The following is a 23,966-nucleotide window of genomic DNA, read 5'->3' as shown; positions in this document are numbered from 1 at the left end:
CAAGATTACCTCTCATTCCGATCAATTTAATAGAAAATAAGCTAAAATTTTATCACAAATATAATCCATTTTCAACCAAAAAAGCAAAAAAAGACTTGATGTCTCTGGGAATTTATAGTATTTTGGGTGTGGAGTACAATTTAGTAGATTTCATAGAGGAGGTGAACCAAGTGGAAAAAATGTGCATGAACATGATGATGACGATGTGTATGGATGAGATGATGTGCAAAATGAACTCCATGAAATCCATGATGAACATGATGATGGAAATGAAAATGATGGATGCCATGGATATGGACATGATGATGTCCAAAATGCAAGAATGCGACGAGACGATGACGATGATGATGAACATGATGCGCGAGATGAAACAAGCATCCATGTAATGCCCAGCCTGATCCATTCGCTCAAAATGGATTCAGCCCTCTGCAGAGCAGTCTGCTGCATGCATCAAGAGACCACCGGCTGAGCAGTCGTCTGCAAGCCGCGTTCGCACCAAGCCACTGGCAGAACGGTCCTCCGTATGCCATATTTACTTTCCCGCGCATGAAAACAACCTCTAAGCTTGTTCCGCCTTGATTTTTCTGGAGACCGTAAGGCGTTCCGTTTTCAATTCCCTCACTTGCTCTTTCAGCCGTTCCGTAACCCACGAATCGTTCGTCTCCCGCAGCTCCCGGTAAAGCTCCAGCATTTTGCGGTTGATCGAATCGAAGGTCGTCCACAGCTCCTCAAGTTTACTTGAACGCACAGCCTCCGATACATACGCGTCTTTTTGCTTCAGGATGTCGACAATCTCTTGCTGCCAGGCCGTATCTCCGATCCGTCCGGCGTAATTGTACAAATCTAGGTAGTCGTTGACCCAGAGAGCGGCTGCTGCTTTCATGGCAGAAGAAATCATGTTCGTCATCCCCTAGCATGGTAAAATCAATTTATTTACCTAGTATTATACTCGGAATTATAAGGAATGCAATGTTTTTTTGAAAATATTCCCTCGCGAACCGTTGACCTTCTGTATATGCCTATTCCCAAAACCGTGAAGCATACATACAATACCATGGTTTAGACGGGAGGTGATCGATTGGTTTATGCCAACACGAAGTGGGGGAAACACTCTTATCTGAAGACCGGCGCACGTTGGAAGCCGTACCTTCCGGAGACGCAAAGGGCGAGCCGGGCTGCGGTTAGCTCCATGCTGAAGCGATGGGGAGCCGTTTACCTGAAGCCGAACAACGGCACGGGCGGCTACGGGATCATGAAAATAACCAGCACAGGCAACGGGCGCTACACGCTGAAGAGCGGCTATGCGACCCGGACGTTTCATTCGTTCGGCAGCCTGTACTCTGCGGTCTCCAGACATACGGCCCGGCGAAGCTATCTCGTGCAAAAAGCAATCCCGCTGCTGCATTACAAGAAACGCCCGTTCGATCTGCGCATCATGGTCCAACGCAACAGGCAGCGGGGCTGGGACGTGACGGGGATGGTCGGCCGGCTGGCCAGACCGAGAAAAATCGTTACGAACTATCACAACGGAGGAACCCCGATGCCCGTAGACATGCTGATTTCCCCTCATATTCGGGGGAAACGCCGCACCGGATTCATTCAAGAGCTGAAAACACTGGGCAGAGGCGTCAGCGAGTATATGAGCGCAAAGTATCCGAAATTCCCCGCTTTCGGCGTCGATGTCGCGATCGATGCCAAGCTGAAGCCCTGGATTCTCGAAGTTAACACGAGGCCGGATAAATCGATTTTTAACGCCCTTAAGAACAAAACGATGTACAGACGCATTTTGTCCTACGCCCGGATGAAGAAGAGGTCCTAAAGCTGATTCAGCCCCTGCCGCTTGCCAGGCAAGGGTTTTTTGTCGTTTCCTTAATTTTGCTTGGATGGACAAGCCATATTTGTTTGATTGACTATATAATTTATGTGTAAAATAGTTTATATCAAAACTATAAGGATGGTATCGCATGGAATCAATTTCTCCCGTGATTTTTATGATTGTCATCATCGCGCTTGTGCTCTGGCGGAGAATGCGCGCTGCGACCAAACCGGTGAAAGGCAACGGATACCGGCTGCTGCTGCCGCTTCTTTTTATGGGCTTCGGCATACTCGGTCTGCTCAACCCGCAGCTTCATTTGACCGTGAAGGAGGTAACGCTGTCCCTGCTGTTCGGTCTTATTTTATCCGTTCCGATGATTATGACGACGAATTACGAGTTTCGCGAAGATGGGCAGATTTATCCGAAAAAGAGCAAAGCGTTTATTTTTGCCCTGGTCGGACTCATCGTTATCCGGCTGGCGCTGCGCAGCTACTTGTCGGGGCTTGATCCGGCCGAGCTGGGGATGCTGTTCTACTTGATCGCGGTCGCCTATGTCGTGCCTTGGCGTATCGTCAGCTTCGTGAAATACCGCAAGCTCTTGGCGCAGCAAGGGAGTGCCTTATCGCAGTGAAACGAATTACGGCCAATCCCGTAAAACGTTAAGTAAGCGAATTCGCGTTAAAGGAGGTGAACGGATATGGAGTGGTCTTTAGATCTGGCGCTGCTGCTGGCGCTCGGGCTGGCTTCGCTGTTCGTCGTGCCATGGTTCGGATGGTCGGGAAAGCAGTTGACCTTCGTCTTCGAGCCGGCCGTCGAGCTTGCCAAGCTTCCGCTCAAACGTCATGATCGGGCCAGAAAAAGTCCGCGTACCGTCTTCGTTCGCCGAAAATGCCCGCCGCGGTCCTCGGCGTTATCCGAAGAAGCAAGCGCTCCCTTCCGTTGGAATGAGATGGTCGGTTGACCGAAAATTTCACGGTTGACGATTGAGAGACGATCGAGGCTCAATCGCAACGGAAGGAGCGCTCACATGTATACATGGTTTCAACCTATTATTGATCTGTTAGCTTATGTGCTGTCCTGGACGTTCGACTGGACCCGCGACTGGGGGGCAGCGGTCATCGTGCTTACGCTGCTGGTGAAGAGTTCGCTGTACCGTTTCAATCTGCTGGCCGCCCGACAGCAGGTCCGTTCCACCGCCGCCTCCCCCGAGCTTAGTAAGCTGCGGGAAACGTGCAGGAACGACCCGGCCAAGCTGGTTCAAGAAACGACCAAAGTTTACGGCAAGTACGGGATCAATCCTTTAAGCGCGCCGCTATCGGCCATCATTCAAATGCCGGTGCTTATGGCGATGTATGGCCTGTTCTTTACGCACGGCAGTACGATGACCTCGATTTTGATCCCTTGGGTCGCGCATTTGGCCGAAGCCGATCCGTTCCATTTGATCCCGATCGTCACGGGGCTGCTGTCGTTCGCGGTAAGCATGATCCCGCTGGCCGATGCAGCCGCCTCCATGAGCGGAAGCAAGCGGCTGTTGTTCGGGGCGATCCTCCTGCTGATCCCGCTCATCATTACGTGGCGGGCGCCGGTGGCGCTGGGGCTGTACTGGCTGGCGGGCAGCGTCTTCAGCCTGCTGGAGCGGCTGTTTTACCGGACGAGCGCAGGCAAACGGCTGCTGCGACGCGGATTGCCGGAAGCTGCCGCAACCTGATATATATGAAAAGAAACGGAGTGCCTTGGCGGCCTCCGTTTTTTTAATTTGATTTTAATAAACGGTTTAGAGGCCGTTTAGAGCCGGGGACTATACTGTAAACGACAACTTGAGGGGCTTCGTTACAGGAAATCAAAACATTCGGTTCAGGGAGGGGGGGATCAAGATGAAATTAACGGTTGGGCAAAGAAAGTGGCTGCTGTCGGCGCACATCCTATTCTCGGCCATCTGGCTCGGCAATTCGGTCGTATTTGTGGTTCTGGGCATCGTATCCGCAACCACCGGCGATCCGGGAGTGCTGAGCGCCTGCTATACCGTGATGCACCTGCTGTCGACATCGTCGCTGCGGGCTTCGACGATCGGGACGGTCGTGACCGGCGTGCTGCTTTCCGTGCTCACGTCTTGGGGACTGTTTCGCTACTATTGGATTATCGCCAAGGAAGGATTGACGCTGCTGTGCATCCTGCTCGGCGCAGTCGGGATGTATTTTTGGACGCTGCGGTCGGTAACGATGATTCCGGCAAGCGGCATGGACGTCTGGCAGCAGCCGGATTTCGTCGTCAATAACGGGCAGCTGTGGGTCGGCATCGTGCTGCAGGTTCTGTCTCTTGCCGCGATGATTGTTCTGTCGGTTTGGAAGCCGTGGGGGCGGCGAAAGCGACAATAACGCCGTATTGTAGATCCTTCCGCATATCGATATAATATAAGCTTAGCCGCTTGTTGCAAGCAGCAGCAAGCCATCAGGGGAGGGTGAAGCCTGTGCAATACCATCGAATAACCGATATCGGCGACCCGTATTTTCGCCAAATGCATGAGCTGATGCAGCGCGTGTTTCCGCCGGAAGAAGTACTGGAATACGAACTGTGGGCGGAGCCGCTTCAAGATCCGGGCATCCGGGTGTTCGTCGCTGTCCTGGACGGCGAAGTCGTCGGCGCGACGGAATACCGTTATTACGAAGATTTACAGGTCGCGATGACCGATTTTACGATTATCGGACGGGACGGCCTTGGCGTCGGACCGTTTCTGGCACGTCGCCGGATGGCCGATCTGCGCTCGGTCGTAGCGGCATGCGGCGGAGCGTTCCTTGGCATGTTCGCCGAGATCTACAACCCGCAGCTGGCGGGCAAGCTGGAGTTTGGAGGTGTGAGTGCGATGAATTCGTTCGTCCGCCGCGAGGTGTTGGCGCACCTCGGCTATCGGAAGCTGGATACGGACTATGTGCATCCGTCCTGGCACAATGACGGCGAGGCGGTACACGGGCTCGATCTTTGCTTCATGCCGATTGCGGACGAGGAGCAAGCCTCGGTTCCCGCTTCGTTGGTCTCGAGCTTTCTCGAGCGATATTATGCGGTACTCCCGCAAAAACCGGCCGCATGGTACCGGATGGTCGAGAACCTCAAGCAGCGTGACAACGTCGCTTTGCTGCCCATTTAAGTCAAGTCCGAAGCACGGCCTGTATAAAAAAGTGGAAATCCGCTTTTTTGCGCAGGCCGTTTTCCATTTAAATGCCATTTTTAAACCGGTTTTAAGCTTGGTCTGTTAGCATGGAATAACGGGGAAAAGCACGCTTGTAACGGTGCCGATTTCTATTGACTCTGGATAGCGATTTGCTTATGGTAAGCATATATCAATTGGATTTGGAAGCTCCAAGGAGCCTGCATATGAGAAAAATAACAGTCTGGCTTTGCTTGTTTATCGTCATACTATCGCTGTGTGCCGCACCTTCCGCCCGGGCCCAGACTTCAGCCCCGGCCGCGGTCCGGGGCGTTCTTGATTTATCAAGTTGGCACTGGGAGCAGGACGGGCTTGTTGCGTTGAACGGGGAGTGGGAATGGTATTGGAACCGCTTGCTGACACCGGCCGAGCTGGCTGCCGGTGCGGGGAGCGACGCTCTGTCCTATACGAAGGTGCCGCAGGTATGGCAGGGCCAAACCTACCAAGGGAGCAAGTTATCCGGGGACGGCTACGTGACGTACCGGCTCGTCATCCAAACGGCGGATGCCGACACCGGCAAAGATGTCGCGCTCTATATGCCCAGCGTAGCTACCGCGTACAAGCTGTGGATCGACGGGAAAGAGGCGGCAGCGAGCGGAACGGTGGGGACAAGCCGGGAGACGATGACGCCGGCGAACGTCCCGAAGCCCGTATTTTTCCATCTGAGTGGCGGCAAAACCGAGATCGTCATCCAGGTGTCGAACTTCGTGCAGCGAAAAGGCGGGCTCTGGGAGCCGATCCGGATGGGCAGCGCCGATGCTGTGACGCTCCGCCGGGAGCTGTCTAACGCTATTGAACTGTTGATCGTCGGCAGCTTGTTCACGATGGGCTTATACCACCTTGGCCTGTTTGTGGCCCGCCGCAAAGACCGGGCCTCGCTTTATTTCGGATGCTTGTGTCTGGCGATCGGGCTTCGGACGGCTGTGACCGGGGAAACGCTCGCCGCCCGTTTCGCTCCCGGACTTCCGTGGGAGTGGCAGACACATCTTGAATACTTGTCCGTCAGTCTGGGCGTGCTCATGTTCGTTCTGTACGTCGCTGCGCGTTATCCCGCGGAAATGCGTCCGGGCATGCGCCGCCCGATTGTCGCCGTTCTTCTCATGTACAGTTGTTTTATCGCCTTCGCCCCCGCACGGGTTTACACGCATTCGATGCTTGCTTTTCAGATTGCGATACTGGCGATTTTCGCTTATATCGGCTACGTGTTTGTGTTGGCGTTCGTGCGGAAACGGGAGGGCGCTTTTCTTAACCTGCTGGCGATGAGCGTTTTTTTCGTCACAGCGCTCAACGACACGCTGTTCTACAATCAGGTGCTGAACACCGGCGATTCCGTACAGTTCGGCATGATGTACTACGTTTTGATGCAGGCGGTGGACCTGTCGCACCGGTTCTCCAAGTCGTTCACGCACGTGGAAAAGCTATCCTCCGAGCTGCAGCGCTGGAACGAATCGCTCGAAGGCAAAGTGCGCGAGCGGACCGAGGCTTTGGAGATGACAAATGCGAGTCTCCACGAGGCGAATCGGGAGCTGGTTAAGATGGAGCAATCCAGGCGGCATCTCCTCTCCAATATTTCCCACGAGCTGGGGACGCCTTTGACCTTGATTCAAGGCTATATCAAAGCCGTGCTGGACCGGGTGGACGAGCCGAACCGCGACCGCTACTTGCAGCTCAGCTATGACAAGACGCTCATTTTGAACCGCATCATCGGCGACTTGTTCGAGCTATCCAAATTCGAAGCGGGCAAAATCCGCTTTGACTGCCAGTTCGTGCATCCGGTGCCTTTTGTCCGCGCGCTGTACGAAAAATACGAATGGACCGTGAAGCAGGACGGGTATTCGTTTGAGTTCATCGACTTGACGGCCGGTCTTCCGGAAGGTCAGGACGAAGAGGCCGTGGCTTGGATCGACGTGGTGCGGATCGAACAGGTGGTTGTCAATCTGTTGTTTAACGCTCGCAAATTTACGCCGGCGGACGGAACGATTCAAATCTCGGTCGACTGGGTAAGGCATCCGGATAACGGCCAATCCGCCATCCGGGTGAGCGTACGGGACACGGGCTTCGGCATTGACGAGGAGGATTTGCCTTTCGTATTCGACCGGTTTTACCGGGGGAAAAATTCGCGTAAAAACCGCTCGGCGGGCACCGGGCTAGGACTTGCCATCTGTAAGGAGATTATGGAGCATCATGGGGGGACGATTGGCGTGAATAGTCAGGTGGGCAGCGGCAGTACCTTTTTCTTTACGCTTCCGTTATCGAACGAGCCTTTAAACCCATTCGCGGAGGGGGCTTTTCGGGAGGAGGGGCCGAAGGGATGACGGACGAAGCAAAAATTTTAATCGTGGACGACGACGAGGAAATCCGCGGCTTGATCGCGCTCTATTTGCAAAATCACGGCTTTCGGGTGCTTATGGCGGAGGAAGGCAGCCAGATCTTGGAGCTGCTGCTCCGCGAGAAGCCCGATCTGATGATTCTGGACATCGTGCTGCCGGATACCGACGGCGTGCAGCTTTGCCGGCGCATCCGCGAGCATTCGGATATTCCGATCCTGTTCCTGAGCTGCAAACGGGAAGCGGACGATATTATCGTGGGCTTGGATACCGGCGGCGACGATTATATGACCAAGCCGTTCGACCCGCTCGTGCTGGTCGCCCGGGTCAAGGCCAATCTCAGGCGCCGGACGGCATCGCCGCAGCAGAGTAAGGAAAAAGCCGCATTGCTCCGGTTCGGCGAGGTGGAAGCCAACCTGCATAATTATGAAGTGCGAGTTGGCGGAGAGCCGGTCGATTTGTTTGCCAAGGAGCGGCAGCTGTTGTTTTTTTTGCTGAAGCATCCGAATCAGGTGTTCAGTGCGGCGCAGCTTCACGATCAGGTCTGGGGCTGGGACAGCTTCAGCGACGAGCGGACGGTGATGGTACATATCAGCAATTTGCGCCGCAAGCTCGAACGCGATCCTTCAGCGCCCCGGCATATCCGTACGGTTCGGGGATTCGGCTATCAGTTTTTTTGGGAAGGCAAGCCGTAAAGGGGAGCTTGGGGGATAGAAGGAGAGATTGGCGTTCAGCGAAGCGGAGACGGTTAACAAAACGAAGCGAAGCGAGTTCATTCCGTTATCGGGGTGAACTCGCTTCGTCTAAGAACGATCAATCTTCCTGCCGTGCCGCTTCCGCTTGCTCCAACTCGTCCAGCGCCTTCTCCAAGCCGTAGTTCAACAGCAGCGTTTTGAAGCCTTTGCCGCGGTTCTCGGCGAGAGCATCCAGACGCAGCTTCAAATCCTTGCGGATGAATACCCGGTCCTTGTCGTGGGTCTCACCGCGCTCCTTCTTCTTGAGGCGGGTTTCCAGCAGCTGCAGCACCGGAGCCGCATCCTCTGCCGTATCGGTCACCGCGGCTGGCAAGGCAGGCTCGGCAGTTGGTTCTGCTGCTGCGGCAACCGTTAGCGCCGCCTCCTCGGCCAGCGGGGCCGCTTCGGGAGTTTCTTGAGGCTGCGGTGCCGCGTCGGAGTCTGCGCCGCTGGTCTCGGCTCGAGCGCCTACAGCGCTCTTGCGCCTGGAGGCGCGCGGCTTCACCGCTGCGTCGCCGTCTGCGCCGTTCGTCTCCGTCGACTGCGCTTCCGTCGTGGTCTTGGCTCCCCGCTTCCTCCGGGTACCCGGCTGCTGCCGTTCGGCTGCGATGGTCTCAGCGGAGGCTGCTTCGATCCCCTCCAAAAGCTTTCCGTTCCTATCGGTCTTCTCCGCTGTGTCCGAAAGGACGGCCGGCTCTTGTTTTCTTGACGGCATGGCAGAATCCTCCTTCGTTCAGTCCGGTCTTAGCCGTCTCGGCAGTCTCGTCGATGAGTTTTTCTGCCGATCGTTCCATGGCTTTCTTCCATTGTACCATAGGGCTGCAGGCGGAAAAATAATTTTCATGCTTCCCTGGGCAAGCTCTTTCCATTCGGTTTTGTTGCAACCCGAATCTTCCTGTGTCAAAATGCATCATGCCCTCAACTCCTTGACTTTCATTGGCAGCATCGGTTCTCCTTTCGGCTAGTTTCCCTTTCGCCGATTTTTCGGTATAGTGTTCAGTAGAAGAAACGAGAGCGAGGGGAAGGGGAATGAACCGGCAGCCGTTGATATCCGTCATTATTCCAACCTATAACCGGCTGGATTTTTTGGCCGAGCTGATCGAATCGTTGTGGCGGCAGACGTACCGTCACTTGCAGATTATTGTGGTCAACGATAACGGGGAACCGGTCGACGAGCTTAAGGAGTTGTATCCGGAGCTGGATCTGACCGTGGTCGATATGGAAAGCAATCTCAAGCACGTACATGCGCGCAACCGCGGGCTGGAGCTGGTTCGGGGCGATTATATCATGCTGTGCGACGACGACGATTTGCTGCTGCCGTCTCATGTGGAGCGGATGCTGCGCGAAATCGAAGATAGCGATCTGGTCTATCCGGATGTAGAAATTTTCGATTATACCGTGGACAACGGGGTGCGCCGGGCGACGAAACGGTTTGTATTCGCCTATGAGCACGACTTCGCGGCGATGCGGCGGTTCTCGACGTTCTTCTCGTCAGGCTGCCTGTACCGTCCGGAGCTGCATGAGCGGCTCGGTCCGTTTGATGCGGAGATGTATCATTATTGGGACTGGGATTTTTACTTGCGGGCGGCGGAGCAGTTCCGGGTCAAACGCGTTCCGGCGGCGAGCGCGCTTTATGCGTTTGCGGACAGCGGGAACAATATGTCCGGCAATTTGGAGGACATGCGTCCATACCTGGACAAGCTGTCGGCGAAGCATGGGCTCGGGGAGCTGCCGACCAAAAACTTTTTCCTCCTGCTCGAGGAGCCGGAGGTCAAAGCGCGCCGTGCGGAGACGGAGCTTATCTGGAATGGGGAGCCGATCGTATCGCGGCGGGCGAAACAAGTGGGAGGAGTAAGTAAGGAAGCATGAAACGACAGGATGATTGGTACGATCCGATGGACCCCGGACCTGCAGACCCGGGGCCGTCGGCAGACGATAGCTGGTACGAGCCGCCGGCCGATTTCGATTACCGGGACCCGCGGGAGGCGGGCCGGAGCTCCGGAGGAGATGACCGCCAAGCCGGAAACGGAAGACCGGCGGCAGGAAACATGGAATTCCGCAACCGGCGGCCAGTCCAAACGGACTTGTTCGAAGCACCGGTCCGAAGACCGCAGGCGGTTAAGCGCCAGCCGGGGCAACCGATAGGGACGATGCCGGAAGCGCAGGAACTGCTGCGTAAATATTACGGATACCCGGATTTTCGCGAAGGGCAGAAGCGGGTGATCGAAAGCCTGCTGAGCGGGCGGGATACGCTCGGCATCATGCCGACAGGCGGAGGAAAATCGATCTGCTATCAGATTCCGGCACTGATGATGAGCGGGACAACGATTGTCGTTTCGCCGCTGATTTCGCTGATGAAGGACCAGGTGGACGGGCTCGATAGCATCGGCGTGCCCGCGGCCTATATCAACAGCTCGCTATCCTATGCGCAGGTAGAGATGCGTATCCGCAAGGCCGAGCGTGGCGAATACAAGCTGCTCTATGTCGCGCCGGAGCGTCTCGAATCGGAGCGCTTCCTGGAGCTGCTCTCCGGGCTCGTCGTGCCGATGGTGGCCGTGGACGAGGCGCACTGTGTGTCCCAGTGGGGACATGACTTCCGCCCGAGCTACATGAGGATCAACGAGCTGGTCTCGCATCTGCCGGACCGGCCGCTGCTGGCCGCATTTACGGCGACGGCGACGGACCAGGTGCGCGAGGATATCGTGAAGCACTTGAAGCTGAGCGAGCCGCAGGTGTTCGTGACCGGCTTTGCGCGAGAGAACCTGTCGTTTTCGGTCATCAAGGGCGAGAACAAGCGCGACGTGCTGATGGGGTACATCCGCGAGCATGCCGGGGAAGCGGGCATCGTCTACGCGGCGACGCGCAAGGAAGTCGACCAGTTGTGCGAATATTTGCAGCGCCAGGGTGTAGCCGCGGGCAAATACCATGCCGGTCTGACGGACAAGGAGCGCGCGGATGCGCAGGAGCGGTTTCTGTACGACGAGGTGCGCGTCATGGTGGCGAGCAACGCATTCGGGATGGGCATCGACAAGTCGAACGTGCGGTACGTCGTCCATTTTAATATGCCGAAAAATATGGAAGCCTATTACCAGGAAGCCGGGCGGGCGGGCCGCGACGGCGAGCCGAGCGACTGCATGCTGCTGTTTAGCCCGCAGGACATTCATATTCAGAAGTTTCTGATTGAGCAATCCGTCTCGGACCCGGAGCGGCAGGCGCAGGAGTACCGCCGGCTGCAGCAGATGGCCGACTACTGCCACACTCCGCAGTGCTTGCAGCGGTACATTGTCCGCTATTTCGGCGGGGAAGCGGAAGAAGACTGCGGACAGTGCAGCAACTGCGTCAGCCCGGATATGGAGCTGACGGATATTACGCTCGAAGCGCAGCAGATTTTCTCCTGCGTCAAGCGTATGCGGGAGCGGTTCGGCATGACGCTGGTCGCCTCGGTGCTCAAGGGCTCGCGCAACAAGAAGGTGCTGGATTTCGGCTTCGACAGTCTCAGCACCTACGGGTTGATGCGGACCCGGACGGAAAAAGACATCGTCGACCTGATCCAGCTCCTTGTCGCCGAAGGCTATTTACAGCTCACGGAAGGCAAATATCCGGTGCTCCGGTTGTCGTCTAAGGCGTCCGATGTGCTCTGCGGCAAGGAACGGGTCGAGCAGCGCATCCGGTTGAAGCCGTCCGCACCGGTTGTTCAGGACGTCGAAGCGGAGCTGTTCGACGAGCTGCGGAAGCTGCGCACGGAGATTGCGAAGCGGGAAGGCATCCCGCCGTATATCGTATTCCCGGACAGCACGCTGCGCGAGATGTGCGGCGTGCAGCCGACGAACCCGGCAGCCATGCTCAAGATCAAGGGCGTCGGGGAAGCGAAATTTTTCAAGTATGGGGCTTATTTTATCGAATTTTTCAAGCAGCGTCAGGGCTAGCGGCGATTTCGGACGGCGCGGCGGTATCGCAATCGGGATCGCTGCGCCGAACCAAGGAGGAACACTGTGGCAAAATCGAAGTATTATGTCGTATGGGAAGGGCGTCAGCCCGGTATTTATAAAACGTGGGCCGAATGCCAAGCCCAGACGAACGGGTTTCCGCAGGCGAAGTTCAAGGCGTACGAGAGCGAGGCGGAGGCCAAGGCAATGTTCGCCGCCGGCTGGAAGAAGGCGTTCGGAGCCGCGGCGCGCGCAGGAGCCGGCACCGGCGGTACGGGCAAGAGCGGGGGACGGACCTCCAAAGCCGCAGGCGCGGAGACTGCGGGCGAGTACGATCCCGAGAGCTTGTCCGTCGATGTAGGCTGCAGCGGCAATCCCGGTATTGTCGAGTATAAAGGCGTGTACACGCGCACCGGCGAAATCGTATTTCAGCAGAAACCGATCTCCAAAGGCACGAACAATATGGGCGAATTCCTCGCGATCGTCCATGCACTCGCTTATTTGAAGCGACAAGGCAGCGACATGACGATCTACAGCGATTCGATGACGGCGATCAGTTGGGTGCGCAATAAAACGGTCGCTTCCACCTTGGTGCGAGACGCCTCGACCCAGGAAATCTGGGCGCTTGTGGACCGCGCTGAAGCTTGGCTGCGCAGCAACACCTACAAGAACAAAATCGTCAAGTGGAACACGAAAGCATGGGGCGAGATCAAGGCGGATTACGGCCGGAAATGATGCACCAAATCCACACCAAAAAGCGCTTCTCCGCGACAGGGGAAGCGCTCTTCTTTTCACACGGGTAACGCTCAGCTCATTTATCGCCTCGGTCGATATGCAGCCGCGGTTTCGTGTTATTTTTCGTGTCCTTATACATCTCTTCCTCTTGGCTTTCGAGCGGAAGGCTGACAAGCTCCCACTCGGTCTGTCCCATCGCCTCGTCGTACGGAAATTCGTCGCCGCGCTTGAGCGTTTCCTCCCGGCCCCACTCGTTCGAGTAAATGCCGTCCGTTTCGACTTCTTCGCCGGATACCGGAGGCATGCTTTTGTCGTTTGCCATCTTTGCCATAACCCTCCTTAAACGTTGCTTCGCCCGTTAGTATGCCCGGATGGCTTGGAAGTATGACGCACGAGAATAGGGACCCTGCTTATCTGTGATAACCAGAATCCCTATGTTGGTATAGGTTGCTTATTCAATTTTCGAAAAACACACTCCAATCAAGCTGTCGTTAGGGTACGCGAACGAGTAACAGGTCTTATCGAATTCCCGCATGCCCTCGGTATAGCCTTCATTCGGTGCGCGTACAGTACAGATTTCAGGTAAGCGCGGCGGGGCATGCTTCGCTTCCTTACTTCAATGGACTATCCCCTTTCCCTTGTTTATTTTTATATCAATTCCAACCCGGCACTACCAAATTCTTTAGACCAAATCCGGATTGAAAGATATAAACGATACAAACTTCGGTGTGAATCAGGGTAATATCCGTAGGGTTAATCAGGTGAATCATTTATCTTGCTTACTGTTAGGATAGCCTATTATTAAATTATTGTAAATATTCAGAATAATTAGTTATTTGTATATAAGGCTAATATTTCTCCTGAATTCGTCATTTTTCTTCTTTATTCTTAAAATTTCTACTAGATGTCATGCAAGATTACTATTGAACTTCCTGCCTCGATTTGTAATAGAAACGATCGCAAGTTGATCCCATCTTGGACACCCTTCATAAAGCCACTCCTTTTGGATGGATAGGAGCTTCGTGTTTAGGTCACTTGTAATTTCTGAGTTTTCGGCATCGTCCACGCCTCTTATTCAATAAGTATAGATAACTGGATTCTTAGAATACATCTGTTAACAGATATTATTTTGATATAATTTTGTAGTTATAAATATTATTCTCGCATAACCTAGACGCTCGGATTCGTGATTTGCGCAAAGAGAGAGGATTGTCCTAAGAACCGCTTGGAAAAAAGGCAAATTCCAGAGTAGGGCTAGGCTTATTTTCGTTTGACTTCTCCTGCAAAGTTTGTGGCAAGAAAATTCATTTCATAAAAAAATTCCCGGTGGCAAGACGCCCATAATATGGTATGGTATTAGAGTGAAAAGCGAATGTATGTTTCCTATACAAACAAGTCGGATGCTCCCGGCAATTTCAATTCTGGAGAGAGAAAGAGGTGGATTCCTTTGTCGTTTGTCGGGCGTCTTGCCTGGTTTTTTCGCGACCGCTGGGGGCGGTATACGCTGGCTATCGTGCTGATGGCTGCGGTCAGCGTGCTGAATATTTTGCCGCCGCAGATGATCGGAAGCGTCATTGACCACATTCGCACCGGTTCTCTGACCGTCGAAGGACTGCGGCAGAGCGTGCTGCTGCTCATCGGTCTGGCCGTTGTACTGTATATCATGATCTACGTATGGATTACGACGCTATTCGGCAATTCGCTGCTGCTCGAAAAGCTGCTGCGCAGCCGGTTTACCGCTCATTTGACCCGGATGTCGCCGTCATTTTTCCAGCGTAACAGCACCGGGGAACTGATGGCTCTAGCCACCAACGACGTGCCCGCCATCGGCCAGACGGCCGGTTACGGCGTCATGACGCTTGTGAATACGATTGTCGGCACGACGGTTGTGCTCGTGACGATGATTTCATTCATCAGCTGGAAACTGATGCTGGCGGCGCTGCTGCCGCTGCCGCTGCTCACGGTGCTGATCAGCGTCCTTGGCAAGCATACGCGAAAGCGGTTCATTGCCGCGCAGACGGCGTTCGGACGGATGAACGATCAAGCGCTGGAGTCGATTTCCGGCATGCGCGTGATCCGCTCGTATGTGCAGGAGGAGCACGACCTCGACGCATTTGACCGGATCACCCGCGACGTGATGGATAAGAATATTCGCGTGGCTGCCATCAATGCTTTGTTCCATCCGGCCATCTCGCTGATCGTTGGCTTGAGCTACGTTATTGGCATCGGGTACGGGGCGTATCTGGTGTTCCACAACGACATTACGCTTGGGCAGCTCGTATCGTTTAACATTTACCTCGGCATGCTGATCTGGCCGATGATCGCCTTTGGCGAGTTCATCAACGTGCTGCAGCGCGGGACGGCTTCCGTCGATCGCTTGACGCGCAGCTTCGAGCAGCAGCCTGACGTGCAAAGTTCTGCTCATCCGGTAGAGGTCGGCCGTCCGGAATCGATCGAGCTGCGTGACCTAACGTTCCGGTATCCGGGAGCGGCCCAGGACAGTTTGACCGGCGTCTCCTTGCGGCTGAAGCGCGGACAGACGCTAGGTATCGTAGGGCGGACCGGCAGCGGCAAAAGCACCCTGCTGAAGCAACTGCTGCGCTTTTACCCGGCCCCGGTCGGCGGCGTACGTCTCTCGGATGTGCCGATCGAGGAGCTGGCGATCGAGCACGTGCGCGGCTGGATCGGCTACGTATCGCAGGAGCACCTGCTACTGTCCAAGTCCGTGCGCGACAACATTGCGCTGGGGCGTCCGGATGCTTCGCCGGAGGAAATCAGCCGGGCCATTGAGATGGCTTCGTTTACGCAGGATGTAGGGCAGCTGCCTGAAGGGCTGCAAACGATCGTTGGCGAGAACGGTGTCATGCTGTCCGGCGGGCAAAAGCAGCGGGTAAGCATTGCGCGCGCATTGCTGACCGACCCGGAAATTCTCATTCTCGACGATTCGCTGTCCGCCGTGGACGCCCGAACCGAAAGTGCCATTCTCGGGCATATCCGTGCGGAGCGCGCCGGGAAGACGACGCTGATCGCCACGCATCGGCTGTCCGCCGTCATGCATGCCGACTGGATCGTCGTGCTGGAGGACGGGCGCATCGCGGAGGAAGGCACGCACGAGCAGCTGCTGCAGCGCGGCGGCTGGTATAAGGAGCAGTTCGAGCGTCAGCAGCTTGAAGCAAGCTTGCTGGACGCTTCATCATAGGGCCGCGATTCCAGGCCAATCGGGAAGGACGTGAGTCACATCGCCATAGAAACGAACGAATCATCGGGCAAACCCATTTTGCGCAGGCTACTCGGTTACGCGCTCCTTTTTAAATACCGTATCGCGTTAGCGCTGCTGGTGCTCTGCTTTGCGGTCGGCGCGGAGCTGGCAGGGCCGTTTATCGCCAAAACGATCATCGACCGCCACATCGGCGCCATCGGGCTACCGTGGGTTGAAATCGCCTCCGGCCTTGAGCTTCCCAAAGATGGGGTAAAACAGACCCAAATAGACGGAAAACTCTACATTCGTCAGGATTGGATGGAGGAGGCGGAACGTCGCGGCGTCGTCTTTAACCGGTCCGTGATGAAGGACGCGCGGATTTTGCAGCTGGAGGGCGGCTTGTACTTGGTGCGCCAGCCGGCTGCGTTGGATGGACAATGGTCGCTCGTCGGCCAGACGAAGGACGGAGAAGCGGCCGAGGTGAAGCGCACGGTGCCTGGAGGCGGCAGCGAGGTGTACCCGGCTCGCAAGCTGTCTGCGTCAGAGACGGCACAGTTTTACCAGTATGACGTCGGTCCGGTCGCTCGCTGGCTGGGGCTGTTCGTCGGTCTGCTTGCGCTTGGCAGCATTCTGCATTACGTGCAGGGCTTGACGCTGCAGACGACGGCGCTGCGCATCATCCAGCGGATGCGGATGGATCTGATGCGCCACATTCAGCGGATGCCGATCCGCTATTTCGATAATACGCCGATCGGGCAGGTCGTATCGCGGATTGCGAACGATACGGAAGCGATCCGCGATCTGTTCATGAGCTTTATGGCGACGTTTGTGGTGAGCACGATCAACATCGCAGGCATCTACATCGCTTTATTTTTGCTTGATGTCAAGCTGGCACTCGTCTCGCTGCTGCTGCTTCCGTTGTTTGCCGTCGTTATGTTCATTCATTTGAAATTTTCGCAAAAGTACGTTGCCATCATGCGGGCCCGGCTGAGCGATATGAATGCGATGATCAGCGAATCGATCGCGGTCATGCCGATCCTGCAAGCGTTCCGGCAGGAGAAGAACCGCCTGCGGGAGTTCGATGCGCTCAACGAGGACCGTTACCGGAACCATATCAAGCAGAACCGCGTATTTTCGCTTTCCTCGCGCAATTTCACGGGACTCGTCGGAGCCTTTTTTACCGCCGGTGCCATCTGGTATTTCGGCGGGCAATCGCTCCAGACCTCGATCTCGTTTGGCGTGTTCTACGCGTTTATCGATTATACGGGGCGGCTTTTCCAGCCGATCATCGGGATTTTTGACCAAATGCTGAATGCGCAGCGGGCTGTCGTGTCGGCGGAAAAAGTGTTTCACCTGCTCGATATCGAAGGCGCCGAAGTGGCTTCGTCGGTCGCAGTACCGCGGCCGGAAGGCCATGTCGTCTTCGACAACGTCACCTTCGCCTACAAAACCGGGGAGCCCGTGCTTCGCGGCATTTCGTTCGAGGCGCGCAAAGGCGAGACCATAGCGCTTGTCGGGCATACCGGCTCGGGCAAAAGCTCGATCATGAACCTGCTGCTCGGCTTCTACGAGCCGACGGAAGGGGAAATCCGCATCGACGGAACGGAAATCCGTACGCTCTCGAAGCAGGCGCTGCGCAAGCATATGGGTATCGTGCTGCAAGACCCGTTTTTGTTTGCAGGCGACATCAAGTTCAACGTGAGCCTGTACAACGAACGGATCGGGCCGGAGCAGGTTCGCCAGGCGCTCAAGGATGTCGGTGCGGCCTCCTTTGTCGGGCAGCTGCCCGGCGGCGTAGACGAGCCGGTGGTCGAGCGGGGCAGCACGTTGTCCGCCGGACAGCGGCAGCTCATCTCCTTCGCTCGGGCGCTCGCCTTCGACCCGGCCATCCTCATTCTCGATGAGGCGACGGCCAGCATCGACAGCGAGACGGAGGGACTCATTCAGGAGGCGCTGCGGGTCGTCAGCGAAGGCCGGACGACGTTCGTGATCGCCCACCGTCTGTCCACGATCCGTGAAGCCGATCAAATTCTCGTGCTCCATCGCGGTGAGATCGTCGAACGGGGCAATCACGAGCAGCTGATGCGGCTGCAAGGGCGGTACTACCGCATGTACCAGCTCCAATCCGGCAGTGCGGCTCAGACGACGGCTTGATGAGCAACAGCAACAAGGGAATTCGACGGCGCTGCCAGAGCGCTGCGAATCCCCTTGTTTTTTTGGACATGAAATCCAATGAACCTTTATAAAAACTTTAGGTGTAAATAACCGGCAATATGGTAAAATGGTCCTGATTTTCATTTCGGAATGAAGGAGGACAACCATGAAAAAACTGATCCTGCTCATGATGAGCGCCGTGCTCGCACTCAGTTTCGCCGGTTCTGCTTCCGCAGCGACTAAAGTAAAGAGCTACACCAAGAAAAACGGCACTCACGTCCAGTCCCATAATCGATCCAACAAAGACAAGAGCTTCAACAACAATTGGAGTACCAAAGGCAATACCAACCCTAACACCGGAAAAAAAGGAACGAAGACACATAAGTAATGATCGCGCCCCCTCTCAAGGGGGCGTATTTTATATAAGAACGTTTAGATCGTTACTCAACGTAAAAGGTTGTTATAGGCGTGTTTGCGGTGGCTTTTTGCCTTACCGGAAAAGCTTACTCCTTGTAATCCGCCTTGGTGTCGATGCGAATCGCATTTGCTTTTTCATCCCACGTCACACCGATATTCATTAAGCCGGCTATGTCTCTAAGTTTAAAATAGTTGTTCCCGTCGATGAGGTAGGCGGTGAATTTTACTTCTTTCCCGTTAAGAGAGAGATTGGCCGTCGTCTCCGTTACTTGCTTGCCGGTCGGCTTTCCGGAAATCGTTAGCTCGTTTCCTTCGGGAGTATACGCTTTATTGGATGCGAGCGAGATTGCGTTTTTCGCGGCGTCCCAGCTTACTTCGAAGCTTTTTTCCGAATCGTTGACGGACATGGCCAAATCCCGCAATTTAAAGTAGTTATTGCCGTTAATGTTATAAGCTTCGAAGGCCGTGTCTTTGCTGTTGACCAGCACTTTGGCAGGCGTAGGCGAAGCCGACAATGCTTCGGTTTTGACTTGCGGCGTTGCTTCCGGTTGCTTGGCTTCGCCGGGGCTTGCGACGACCTCTAAAAGGATCGGATCGTTATCCCCTCTAGTTTGGCCTTTGAATATGGGGAAAACCCCATATTTAACTGGTTCCGTAAGCTGCGCTTTGTTATTTTTGATACCGACGTACTCCAGACTATCCTCGTCGGCCCACTTGGCAATCATGTCATCATCCGCCAGCTCGCCGTAAAACGTCACCGTCACGGGCGCAGTTGCGACATACATCGTTTCGCCGTAACCGACATCCTTGATCTTCTTGGTCTCAACGATATTCGAAATGGTAACGTAGCCGCCGTTCTTCGTCTCAAAACGCTTCTCCTTATCGCCCGCAGCCATCGCCGTAAAAGCGGAGAATAGCGAGACAAACGAGGCCAGGACCAATATAACCGATAATCGTTGCATTCCTTTTTCCACTGAATCATCTCTCCTTTTCTGTTTAGGGAACTATGAATATATGACTAGTACTTTACAGGATTTTGAAGGCGTTTACAAGATTTTGGCAGGATTAAAGTACTATTTTGTTGAAAAATGTATCATTCTGTCGAACTATCTATGAGATTTGTTTTAGGGAAATCGTCGCGTGTCATGCTCGGAGGGCTCCAAAACTTTTATACGAAATTCGCGTCTAAACGGGAAATCGATCTTTTGGAGGTTGATACAAAATGAGGAAGTATGTCATCGGATTTATTTGTGGTGCGTTTGTTTCCATGTCAACGATGGTTTATGCCTCGGATGCCATTCAAGCTTTCTTATTTCCAGTGAAGATCAGTTTCAATGACAAGAGAATGGATATGAGCGAATACAAGGTATTAAATTACGAAAACCATGCCTATGTCCCTATTCGATTTATTGCGGAAAATATAGGGATATCGATAAATTATAACGCCAACCTCAATGAAATTACCTTAAAAGATGCCCCGGCTGTTCCGATCCCTTTGTCCACGATATTAAAAAGCGATTTTAATAACATTACGAAAATTGAAGTGAAGTATGGAGATAGTGGAAAAGTCATAAAGATCAACGATGCGCTGACGATCGGCGACATTTCGAGTAAGCTAAAAGAAATCAAGCTTAGTAAAAAGAGCGATCAATCCCGTAGTTTTGGATACTTATATTACCTTACGATCATGGATGGGGACAACAAATTAACATATACCAATACCCTATCATTAGAGGATGTGAATTATGAATTAACCCCATTAACAAATGAGCTGGATAAGTACATTTTAGCATTAAGGTATAAGGTCAAGGCAAACTAACCATTCCCCCAGCGCCTATCATTTTCTGTTATCGTGACGTATCCCTACAATTGAGATTACAGTAGTGATAATGAGAATGAGGATTAAAACCGGCGTGTTAATTCAAAAAAAGAACGCCTCCCGTGTCTTAGCTTACGGTGCGTTCCTCTTCGAATAAATTGCCAATGAATAAATTAAAGCATACACGCGAGCGCATAATCCTTACGACTCTAACAAGAATACGCTTGGATATTCAACAATCCCTGAAACATGATCAAGCGCATTTTCACACAGCTCTAATGCCATTAACGCTTCTTCCGGCACTTCAAAAGGTGCTTTAATCCCCCATAATGAAGCTTTTTTGAAACCAAACTTCGGATAATATTCCGGATGTCCCAGTACGATAACGGAATGGTATCCGAGTTCTTTTGCTTTGTGTAAAGCTTCGGTAATTAAGAGCCTTCCGATGCCTTGATTTTGGTAATCCGGTAAGACCGAAACAGGAGCAAGAGCAAGAGATTCTGCCATTTGATGGTTAAAGATAATTTTTATTTTACTTAGAAGAATATGTCCGACGATTGCTTTATTGTCTTGATTCATAGCTACCAAAGATAGTTCAGGGAGGAATACGTCGGATTTTCTGATTCGAGCCACCAGTTCATGTTCTTTTTGATCGCTGAATTCCATATTGGCAAAAGCGCGCTTTACTACTTCTTCCGTACTACGATAATCCTCGGGTAATTCTTTTCGAATCGTTATGTTCATCGTTACGGCACACCTCATATTTCCATATATTTCCTTCATATTCCGCTCCCGTGTAAAAGAGGGCATATTCCACAGGGACATCCGTCGCAAGAACATCATCCAGGATCGTCCGGATGCTGCTCACAACTTCCGGCGACTGCAGAATCCACTCCTTGCTTTTCCAAGCCAGTGTTCCCTCCGTGCATTCCGTTAATTCTCCTGTAAATGTCTCGGCAACAAAAATGTACATGCCGCCTGCCTGATTCCAGGTGGCAATTCCTTTGAATTGCACAGACTGGAGGTCCAGTCCGGTTTCCTCCTTGACTTCACGAATGACGGCCTCCCGGGGCGTTTCATCCGGCATAATCTTGCCACCCACGCAATTCCACATATTCTTAAAAGGAGGGTTGTTCCTTTGAAGCATCAGAAATTGTTGATCTTGAGTAATAAAACAATGCACATAGTTGATCTTCATCATATCCTCTGTTACCTTACAAGCAAGCTGATTAATTTTTGTTTGAATAACGGATTGTTAATCGTTTTGTATACTTTGGCATTCGGGGTATGGCCTGCAAAACCGTCGGAAATGGCAAGCTTGCTGCCGTCATTGAGGATTACCTGACCATAAGCGGCTTCTTCCATCGTGCAGACGTAGCAGTAACACCATTTATCTTCAACGACGATTTCATTCCAGAGCACGACACCCATGGCCACGGCATCGGGCAAGTCCACAATCGGTTCATTGCATCTTTGGATATTGTATTCCAGCAAGGAACGGTTGCATTTCACGGAAAATACGGCTTCCGGCTTGCCGCTTGCCAGCAATACATCCATATCGTCTTGAGTCAAAGCCGCTTCACCTAAACAAACATCAAATCCAATAATGGTCATAGGGATACCTGAGCTGAGCATAATACGATAAGCTTCCGCATCGACATACACATTAAACTCGGCAACCGGTGTCGTATTTCCAGGGCCAAAGCCGGAAGTGCCCATCGTGTAAATATGCTTTACCTTTTTCATGGTCTCGGGGGCTTTTAGAATCGCAAGGGCAATATTGGTCACGGGACCGATGGTGACAAATTCGATTTCTCCAGGGTTCCTTTCAACAAGGTCCAGAATCGCATCCACGGCATGCCGGCTTTCCGGCAAAAGCGTAGGATGAATCAAATCGCAATCTCCCATCCCATCCTCGCCATGTACATTGACGGCGGTAACCAGATCGCGCATCAGCGGCTTGGCCGCTCCAACATAAAGAGGCGGCTTCTGCCCATTCGCCACTTCGATGGTCATCAGCGCATTTTTGGTGGCCAATTCAAGCGGGACATTGCCGCACACGGTCGTGATCGCTTCGACCTTAACATCGGCTGATTTTAATGCCATAATGATGGCTACAGCATCGTCACTGCCGGTATCCGTATCAATAATTAATTTTCTCATAAGTAAGACCTCCTGTTTCAGTGTGGTCTAATTATATAAATCCAATGATCATGAAAATAGGTCAAATGACCAAAAGGCAAAAGAAGGTGGAGCACATGGATTTCAAAGAGATTGTGAATGCCGCGCCGGAGCAGATTAGAAAGGAATTTAGATATAGAACGCATAAAAAAGGCAGCCTGATTCTTCGGCCGCATGAGGAAAATCATTATCTATATATTTTAACCGCGGGTCAAGCGGAGGTGTACAGACAAAGCTATGCGGGAGCGATGCTTTCCGTATATATCTACGATGCGTATAGCTGCTTCGGGGAGATCGAGATTTTTAACGACCAAATCAAAACGCTCGGCGTGATTGCCAAACAAAACTGCGAAACGATAGCTCTCCATAAAACCAAGGTGTACGAATGGATGACGCTCGATTTTGATTTTAATTTATATCTTGTGAAGCAACTGGCCTCCAAATTAATGCTGAGTACGGATACCGCGGCGAAGCTATCGCTGCTGACCTTGAAAGACCGGATTTTATTTAGTGTGCTAAATCATTATAAAATCGGCGATTTGGACAACCTCACCAAGCAAGTGCTGTCCAGCGAGGTCTGCGCGCCCATTCGAAGCTTAAATCGTTCGATCGCTCAGTGTATCCATGAGGGGCTGATCCATTATAAAAATAAAAAATTTTCCATAGCTTCTATCGAAAAGATTGAAAAATATCTGGAGGAGTTTATGCTGACTTAAAAGCAAGAATTCCTGTTCGCTTGCTTACTCGGACTCCGCTTCCTCTTCATCCCGGCTCTGAATCACGAGCAGCAAGCCGTCCCGGATGCGAATTTGCCCGGCTTCGCCAAGCAGCACGTTGCTGATCCCGAGCGATTGCCCGATCGTCAGTGTCGCCTCGTGTAGCGGGTACTGGAACCCTTCGAGCGTAATTCCCGTGACCTCGATGCTGAGCGGGAGCAGCGACACATGGGTGAATCGGCTCCGCTTAACCGTTAGCGGCACGCTGCCGTCCATCAGCATCAGCTCGTTGCAGGCGTCGGCGATGCGGCAGTGGATGCCTGCGGCCAAAGCCTTGCGCAGCAGATGGACATTCGCGAGCGAATGGTCCCATCGGGTGCCAAGCACGCCCAGCAGCACAATCTCTTCGGGGTTTTGTTCAAGCGCCCAGGTGAAAGCCATCTCCGTGTCGGTCAAGTCTTTCCACACCGGATCACAGGCGACGAACTCGCGACTAGCCTGGCGTATCTCTTCAAGCTCCACCGAGCTGACGGAGTCGAAATCCCCGAGCGCCATATCCGGCCGGTATCCGTGCCGCACCAGAAAGAGCGCCCCGCGGTCCGCCCCGACCAGCACGTCGCCTGTGCGGATTTCCCGCAAAGCCCAGCCCCCCAGTCGGCCCCCTGAGAAAATAAGCACCCGTTTTCGTTCCATCCGTCCGTTGCCTCCTACCAAACTTAGTGGAATCCATTATACCATGA

General features: G+C 53.4%; 26 protein-coding genes. 17 read left to right on the top strand and 9 right to left on the bottom strand.

The annotated features are described in order from the left end of the window. Window positions 1–170: 170 nt before the first annotated feature. Window positions 171–386 carry a hypothetical protein gene (locus ET33_RS16080; protein WP_010493009.1) on the top strand — a complete coding sequence of 72 codons (216 nt, stop codon included), beginning with the start codon at window positions 171–173 and terminating at the stop codon, window positions 384–386. Between the two features lie 173 nt (window positions 387–559). On the opposite strand, the gene ET33_RS16075 is transcribed toward ET33_RS16080, so the two are convergent. Continuing rightward, the gene (locus ET33_RS16075; protein WP_036683490.1) at window positions 560–898 is read right to left on the bottom strand and encodes a hypothetical protein; all 339 of its coding nucleotides are present in this window, start codon (window positions 896–898) and stop codon (window positions 560–562) included. 180 nt (window positions 899–1,078) lie between these two features. Here ET33_RS16075 and ET33_RS16070 point away from each other — a divergent pair, with 180 nt between their 5' ends. The 8 genes from ET33_RS16070 to ET33_RS16035 all read left to right on the top strand — a co-directional run bounded on the left by ET33_RS16070 (window position 1,079) and on the right by ET33_RS16035 (window position 8,040). Further along, window positions 1,079–1,819, top strand: coding sequence for a YheC/YheD family protein (locus tag ET33_RS16070; RefSeq protein WP_036683487.1), 741 nt, complete (start codon window positions 1,079–1,081; stop codon window positions 1,817–1,819). A 145-nt stretch (window positions 1,820–1,964) separates the two neighbouring features. Further along, window positions 1,965–2,447 carry a cytochrome c biogenesis protein CcdC gene (locus ET33_RS16065; protein WP_036683483.1) on the top strand — a complete coding sequence of 161 codons (483 nt, stop codon included), beginning with the start codon at window positions 1,965–1,967 and terminating at the stop codon, window positions 2,445–2,447. Between the two features lie 66 nt (window positions 2,448–2,513). Continuing rightward, window positions 2,514–2,777, top strand: coding sequence for a hypothetical protein (locus tag ET33_RS16060; RefSeq protein WP_036683479.1), 264 nt, complete (start codon window positions 2,514–2,516; stop codon window positions 2,775–2,777). 66 nt (window positions 2,778–2,843) lie between these two features. Then, a complete protein-coding gene (locus ET33_RS16055; protein ID WP_036683476.1) occupies window positions 2,844–3,524 on the top strand; it encodes a YidC/Oxa1 family membrane protein insertase in 681 nt (226 codons plus the stop codon). Between the two features lie 166 nt (window positions 3,525–3,690). After that, complete coding sequence (locus ET33_RS16050) at window positions 3,691–4,191, top strand: hypothetical protein (protein ID WP_036683473.1); 501 nt, start codon at window positions 3,691–3,693, stop codon at window positions 4,189–4,191. 92 nt (window positions 4,192–4,283) lie between these two features. After that, entirely contained in the window at window positions 4,284–4,958 is a 675-nt protein-coding gene (locus tag ET33_RS16045; RefSeq protein ID WP_036683469.1) for a hypothetical protein, read from the top strand. 227 nt (window positions 4,959–5,185) lie between these two features. Next, window positions 5,186–7,333: a sensor histidine kinase gene (locus tag ET33_RS16040; protein WP_051775373.1), complete on the top strand. Its 2,148-nt coding sequence runs from the start codon at window positions 5,186–5,188 to the stop codon at window positions 7,331–7,333. Further along, entirely contained in the window at window positions 7,330–8,040 is a 711-nt protein-coding gene (locus tag ET33_RS16035; protein WP_036683465.1) for a response regulator transcription factor, read from the top strand. Before ET33_RS16040 ends, ET33_RS16035 begins: the two co-directional genes overlap by 4 nt. 118 nt (window positions 8,041–8,158) lie before the next feature. On the opposite strand, the gene ET33_RS16030 is transcribed toward ET33_RS16035, so the two are convergent. Both ET33_RS16030 and ET33_RS38435 read right to left on the bottom strand, forming a co-directional pair. Then, window positions 8,159–8,794: a hypothetical protein gene (locus ET33_RS16030; RefSeq protein WP_036683462.1), complete on the bottom strand. Its 636-nt coding sequence runs from the start codon at window positions 8,792–8,794 to the stop codon at window positions 8,159–8,161. Continuing rightward, entirely contained in the window at window positions 8,736–9,137 is a 402-nt protein-coding gene (locus ET33_RS38435) for a hypothetical protein (RefSeq protein ID WP_152570647.1), read from the bottom strand. Before ET33_RS38435 ends, ET33_RS16030 begins: the two co-directional genes overlap by 59 nt. On the opposite strand from ET33_RS38435, the gene ET33_RS16025 reads away from it, so the two are divergent. The 3 genes from ET33_RS16025 to rnhA all read left to right on the top strand — a co-directional run bounded on the left by ET33_RS16025 (window position 9,109) and on the right by rnhA (window position 12,740). Beyond that, entirely contained in the window at window positions 9,109–9,948 is an 840-nt protein-coding gene (locus ET33_RS16025) for a glycosyltransferase family 2 protein (RefSeq protein ID WP_036683457.1), read from the top strand. The two genes, ET33_RS38435 and ET33_RS16025, sit on opposite strands and share 29 nt — an antisense overlap. Window positions 9,949–10,229: 281 nt before the next feature. After that, on the top strand, window positions 10,230–12,005 hold the full coding sequence (recQ, locus tag ET33_RS16020; RefSeq protein WP_036683881.1) for a DNA helicase RecQ: 1,776 nt from the start codon (window positions 10,230–10,232) through the stop codon (window positions 12,003–12,005). Between the two features lie 66 nt (window positions 12,006–12,071). Next, window positions 12,072–12,740: a ribonuclease H gene (gene rnhA, locus ET33_RS16015; protein ID WP_036683454.1), complete on the top strand. Its 669-nt coding sequence runs from the start codon at window positions 12,072–12,074 to the stop codon at window positions 12,738–12,740. A gap of 76 nt (window positions 12,741–12,816) precedes the next feature. Here rnhA and ET33_RS16010 read toward each other — a convergent pair whose 3' ends face one another. Further along, window positions 12,817–13,062 (bottom strand): hypothetical protein, encoded by a 246-nt coding sequence (locus tag ET33_RS16010; protein ID WP_010492983.1) that lies wholly within the window; start codon window positions 13,060–13,062, stop codon window positions 12,817–12,819. Window positions 13,063–14,187: 1,125 nt separating this feature from the next. Here ET33_RS16010 and ET33_RS16005 point away from each other — a divergent pair. From ET33_RS16005 to ET33_RS15995, 3 genes are all read left to right on the top strand, one after another. Continuing rightward, window positions 14,188–15,939, top strand: a complete 1,752-nt coding sequence (locus ET33_RS16005; protein WP_036683449.1) for an ABC transporter ATP-binding protein — start codon at window positions 14,188–14,190, stop codon at window positions 15,937–15,939. A gap of 30 nt (window positions 15,940–15,969) precedes the next feature. After that, a complete protein-coding gene (locus ET33_RS16000; protein WP_374701687.1) occupies window positions 15,970–18,093 on the top strand; it encodes an ABC transporter ATP-binding protein in 2,124 nt (707 codons plus the stop codon). 166 nt (window positions 18,094–18,259) lie between these two features. After that, window positions 18,260–18,481, top strand: a complete 222-nt coding sequence (locus tag ET33_RS15995) for a hypothetical protein (RefSeq protein ID WP_036683445.1) — start codon at window positions 18,260–18,262, stop codon at window positions 18,479–18,481. Between the two features lie 115 nt (window positions 18,482–18,596). Here ET33_RS15995 and ET33_RS36450 read toward each other — a convergent pair whose 3' ends face one another. Continuing rightward, on the bottom strand, window positions 18,597–19,484 hold the full coding sequence (locus tag ET33_RS36450; RefSeq protein WP_051775372.1) for a hypothetical protein: 888 nt from the start codon (window positions 19,482–19,484) through the stop codon (window positions 18,597–18,599). A gap of 248 nt (window positions 19,485–19,732) precedes the next feature. On the opposite strand from ET33_RS36450, the gene ET33_RS36445 reads away from it, so the two are divergent. After that, complete coding sequence (locus ET33_RS36445) at window positions 19,733–20,329, top strand: stalk domain-containing protein (RefSeq protein ID WP_051775371.1); 597 nt, start codon at window positions 19,733–19,735, stop codon at window positions 20,327–20,329. Window positions 20,330–20,530: 201 nt separating this feature from the next. On the opposite strand, the gene ET33_RS15980 is transcribed toward ET33_RS36445, so the two are convergent. Genes ET33_RS15980 through ET33_RS15970 form a run of 3 tightly spaced genes read right to left on the bottom strand, consistent with a single transcriptional unit; the run spans window position 20,531 to window position 22,492 of the window. After that, window positions 20,531–21,073: a GNAT family N-acetyltransferase gene (locus ET33_RS15980; RefSeq protein WP_036683442.1), complete on the bottom strand. Its 543-nt coding sequence runs from the start codon at window positions 21,071–21,073 to the stop codon at window positions 20,531–20,533. After that, on the bottom strand, window positions 21,030–21,527 hold the full coding sequence (locus ET33_RS36440; protein WP_051775370.1) for an NUDIX hydrolase: 498 nt from the start codon (window positions 21,525–21,527) through the stop codon (window positions 21,030–21,032). Before ET33_RS36440 ends, ET33_RS15980 begins: the two co-directional genes overlap by 44 nt. 11 nt (window positions 21,528–21,538) lie before the next feature. After that, window positions 21,539–22,492, bottom strand: a complete 954-nt coding sequence (locus ET33_RS15970; RefSeq protein WP_036683439.1) for a nucleoside hydrolase — start codon at window positions 22,490–22,492, stop codon at window positions 21,539–21,541. Between the two features lie 95 nt (window positions 22,493–22,587). Here ET33_RS15970 and ET33_RS15965 point away from each other — a divergent pair, with 95 nt between their 5' ends. Then, on the top strand, window positions 22,588–23,226 hold the full coding sequence (locus ET33_RS15965) for a Crp/Fnr family transcriptional regulator (RefSeq protein WP_235206728.1): 639 nt from the start codon (window positions 22,588–22,590) through the stop codon (window positions 23,224–23,226). Between the two features lie 24 nt (window positions 23,227–23,250). Here the strand turns inward: ET33_RS15965 and ET33_RS15960 are convergent, their stop codons facing one another. Then, complete coding sequence (locus tag ET33_RS15960) at window positions 23,251–23,919, bottom strand: thiamine diphosphokinase (RefSeq protein ID WP_036683435.1); 669 nt, start codon at window positions 23,917–23,919, stop codon at window positions 23,251–23,253. Window positions 23,920–23,966: the final 47 nt, after the last annotated feature.

The sequence above is a fragment of the Paenibacillus tyrphae genome, from assembly GCF_000722545.1.
Lineage (GTDB): Bacteria > Bacillota > Bacilli > Paenibacillales > NBRC-103111 > Paenibacillus_G > Paenibacillus_G tyrfis.
Note: the sequence above shows the minus strand (reverse complement) of the source record. Positions and strands in the feature narration are given on the sequence as shown.

Bases quoted from the DNA above. Each gene is read 5' to 3' on its own strand.
- ET33_RS16050 (WP_036683473.1), top strand. From the start codon at position 3,691: ATGAAATTAACGGTTGGGCAAAGAAAGTGGCTGCTGTCGGCGCACATC.
- ET33_RS36440 (WP_051775370.1), bottom strand. From the start codon at position 21,527: ATGAAGATCAACTATGTGCATTGTTTTATTACTCAAGATCAACAATTT.
- ET33_RS16010 (WP_010492983.1), bottom strand. From the start codon at position 13,062: ATGGCAAACGACAAAAGCATGCCTCCGGTATCCGGCGAAGAAGTCGAA.
- recQ (WP_036683881.1), top strand. From the start codon at position 10,230: ATGCCGGAAGCGCAGGAACTGCTGCGTAAATATTACGGATACCCGGAT.
- ET33_RS36445 (WP_051775371.1), top strand. From the start codon at position 19,733: ATGAGGAAGTATGTCATCGGATTTATTTGTGGTGCGTTTGTTTCCATG.
- ET33_RS15995 (WP_036683445.1), top strand. From the start codon at position 18,260: ATGAAAAAACTGATCCTGCTCATGATGAGCGCCGTGCTCGCACTCAGT.
- ET33_RS16025 (WP_036683457.1), top strand. From the start codon at position 9,109: ATGAACCGGCAGCCGTTGATATCCGTCATTATTCCAACCTATAACCGG.
- ET33_RS16030 (WP_036683462.1), bottom strand. From the start codon at position 8,794: ATGCCGTCAAGAAAACAAGAGCCGGCCGTCCTTTCGGACACAGCGGAG.
- ET33_RS15980 (WP_036683442.1), bottom strand. From the start codon at position 21,073: ATGAACATAACGATTCGAAAAGAATTACCCGAGGATTATCGTAGTACG.
- ET33_RS16075 (WP_036683490.1), bottom strand. From the start codon at position 898: ATGATTTCTTCTGCCATGAAAGCAGCAGCCGCTCTCTGGGTCAACGAC.
- ET33_RS15970 (WP_036683439.1), bottom strand. From the start codon at position 22,492: ATGAGAAAATTAATTATTGATACGGATACCGGCAGTGACGATGCTGTA.
- ET33_RS15960 (WP_036683435.1), bottom strand. From the start codon at position 23,919: ATGGAACGAAAACGGGTGCTTATTTTCTCAGGGGGCCGACTGGGGGGC.
- ET33_RS38435 (WP_152570647.1), bottom strand. From the start codon at position 9,137: ATGACGGATATCAACGGCTGCCGGTTCATTCCCCTTCCCCTCGCTCTC.
- ET33_RS16040 (WP_051775373.1), top strand. From the start codon at position 5,186: ATGAGAAAAATAACAGTCTGGCTTTGCTTGTTTATCGTCATACTATCG.
- ET33_RS16065 (WP_036683483.1), top strand. From the start codon at position 1,965: ATGGAATCAATTTCTCCCGTGATTTTTATGATTGTCATCATCGCGCTT.
- ET33_RS16060 (WP_036683479.1), top strand. From the start codon at position 2,514: ATGGAGTGGTCTTTAGATCTGGCGCTGCTGCTGGCGCTCGGGCTGGCT.
- ET33_RS15965 (WP_235206728.1), top strand. From the start codon at position 22,588: ATGGATTTCAAAGAGATTGTGAATGCCGCGCCGGAGCAGATTAGAAAG.
- ET33_RS16035 (WP_036683465.1), top strand. From the start codon at position 7,330: ATGACGGACGAAGCAAAAATTTTAATCGTGGACGACGACGAGGAAATC.
- ET33_RS16055 (WP_036683476.1), top strand. From the start codon at position 2,844: ATGTATACATGGTTTCAACCTATTATTGATCTGTTAGCTTATGTGCTG.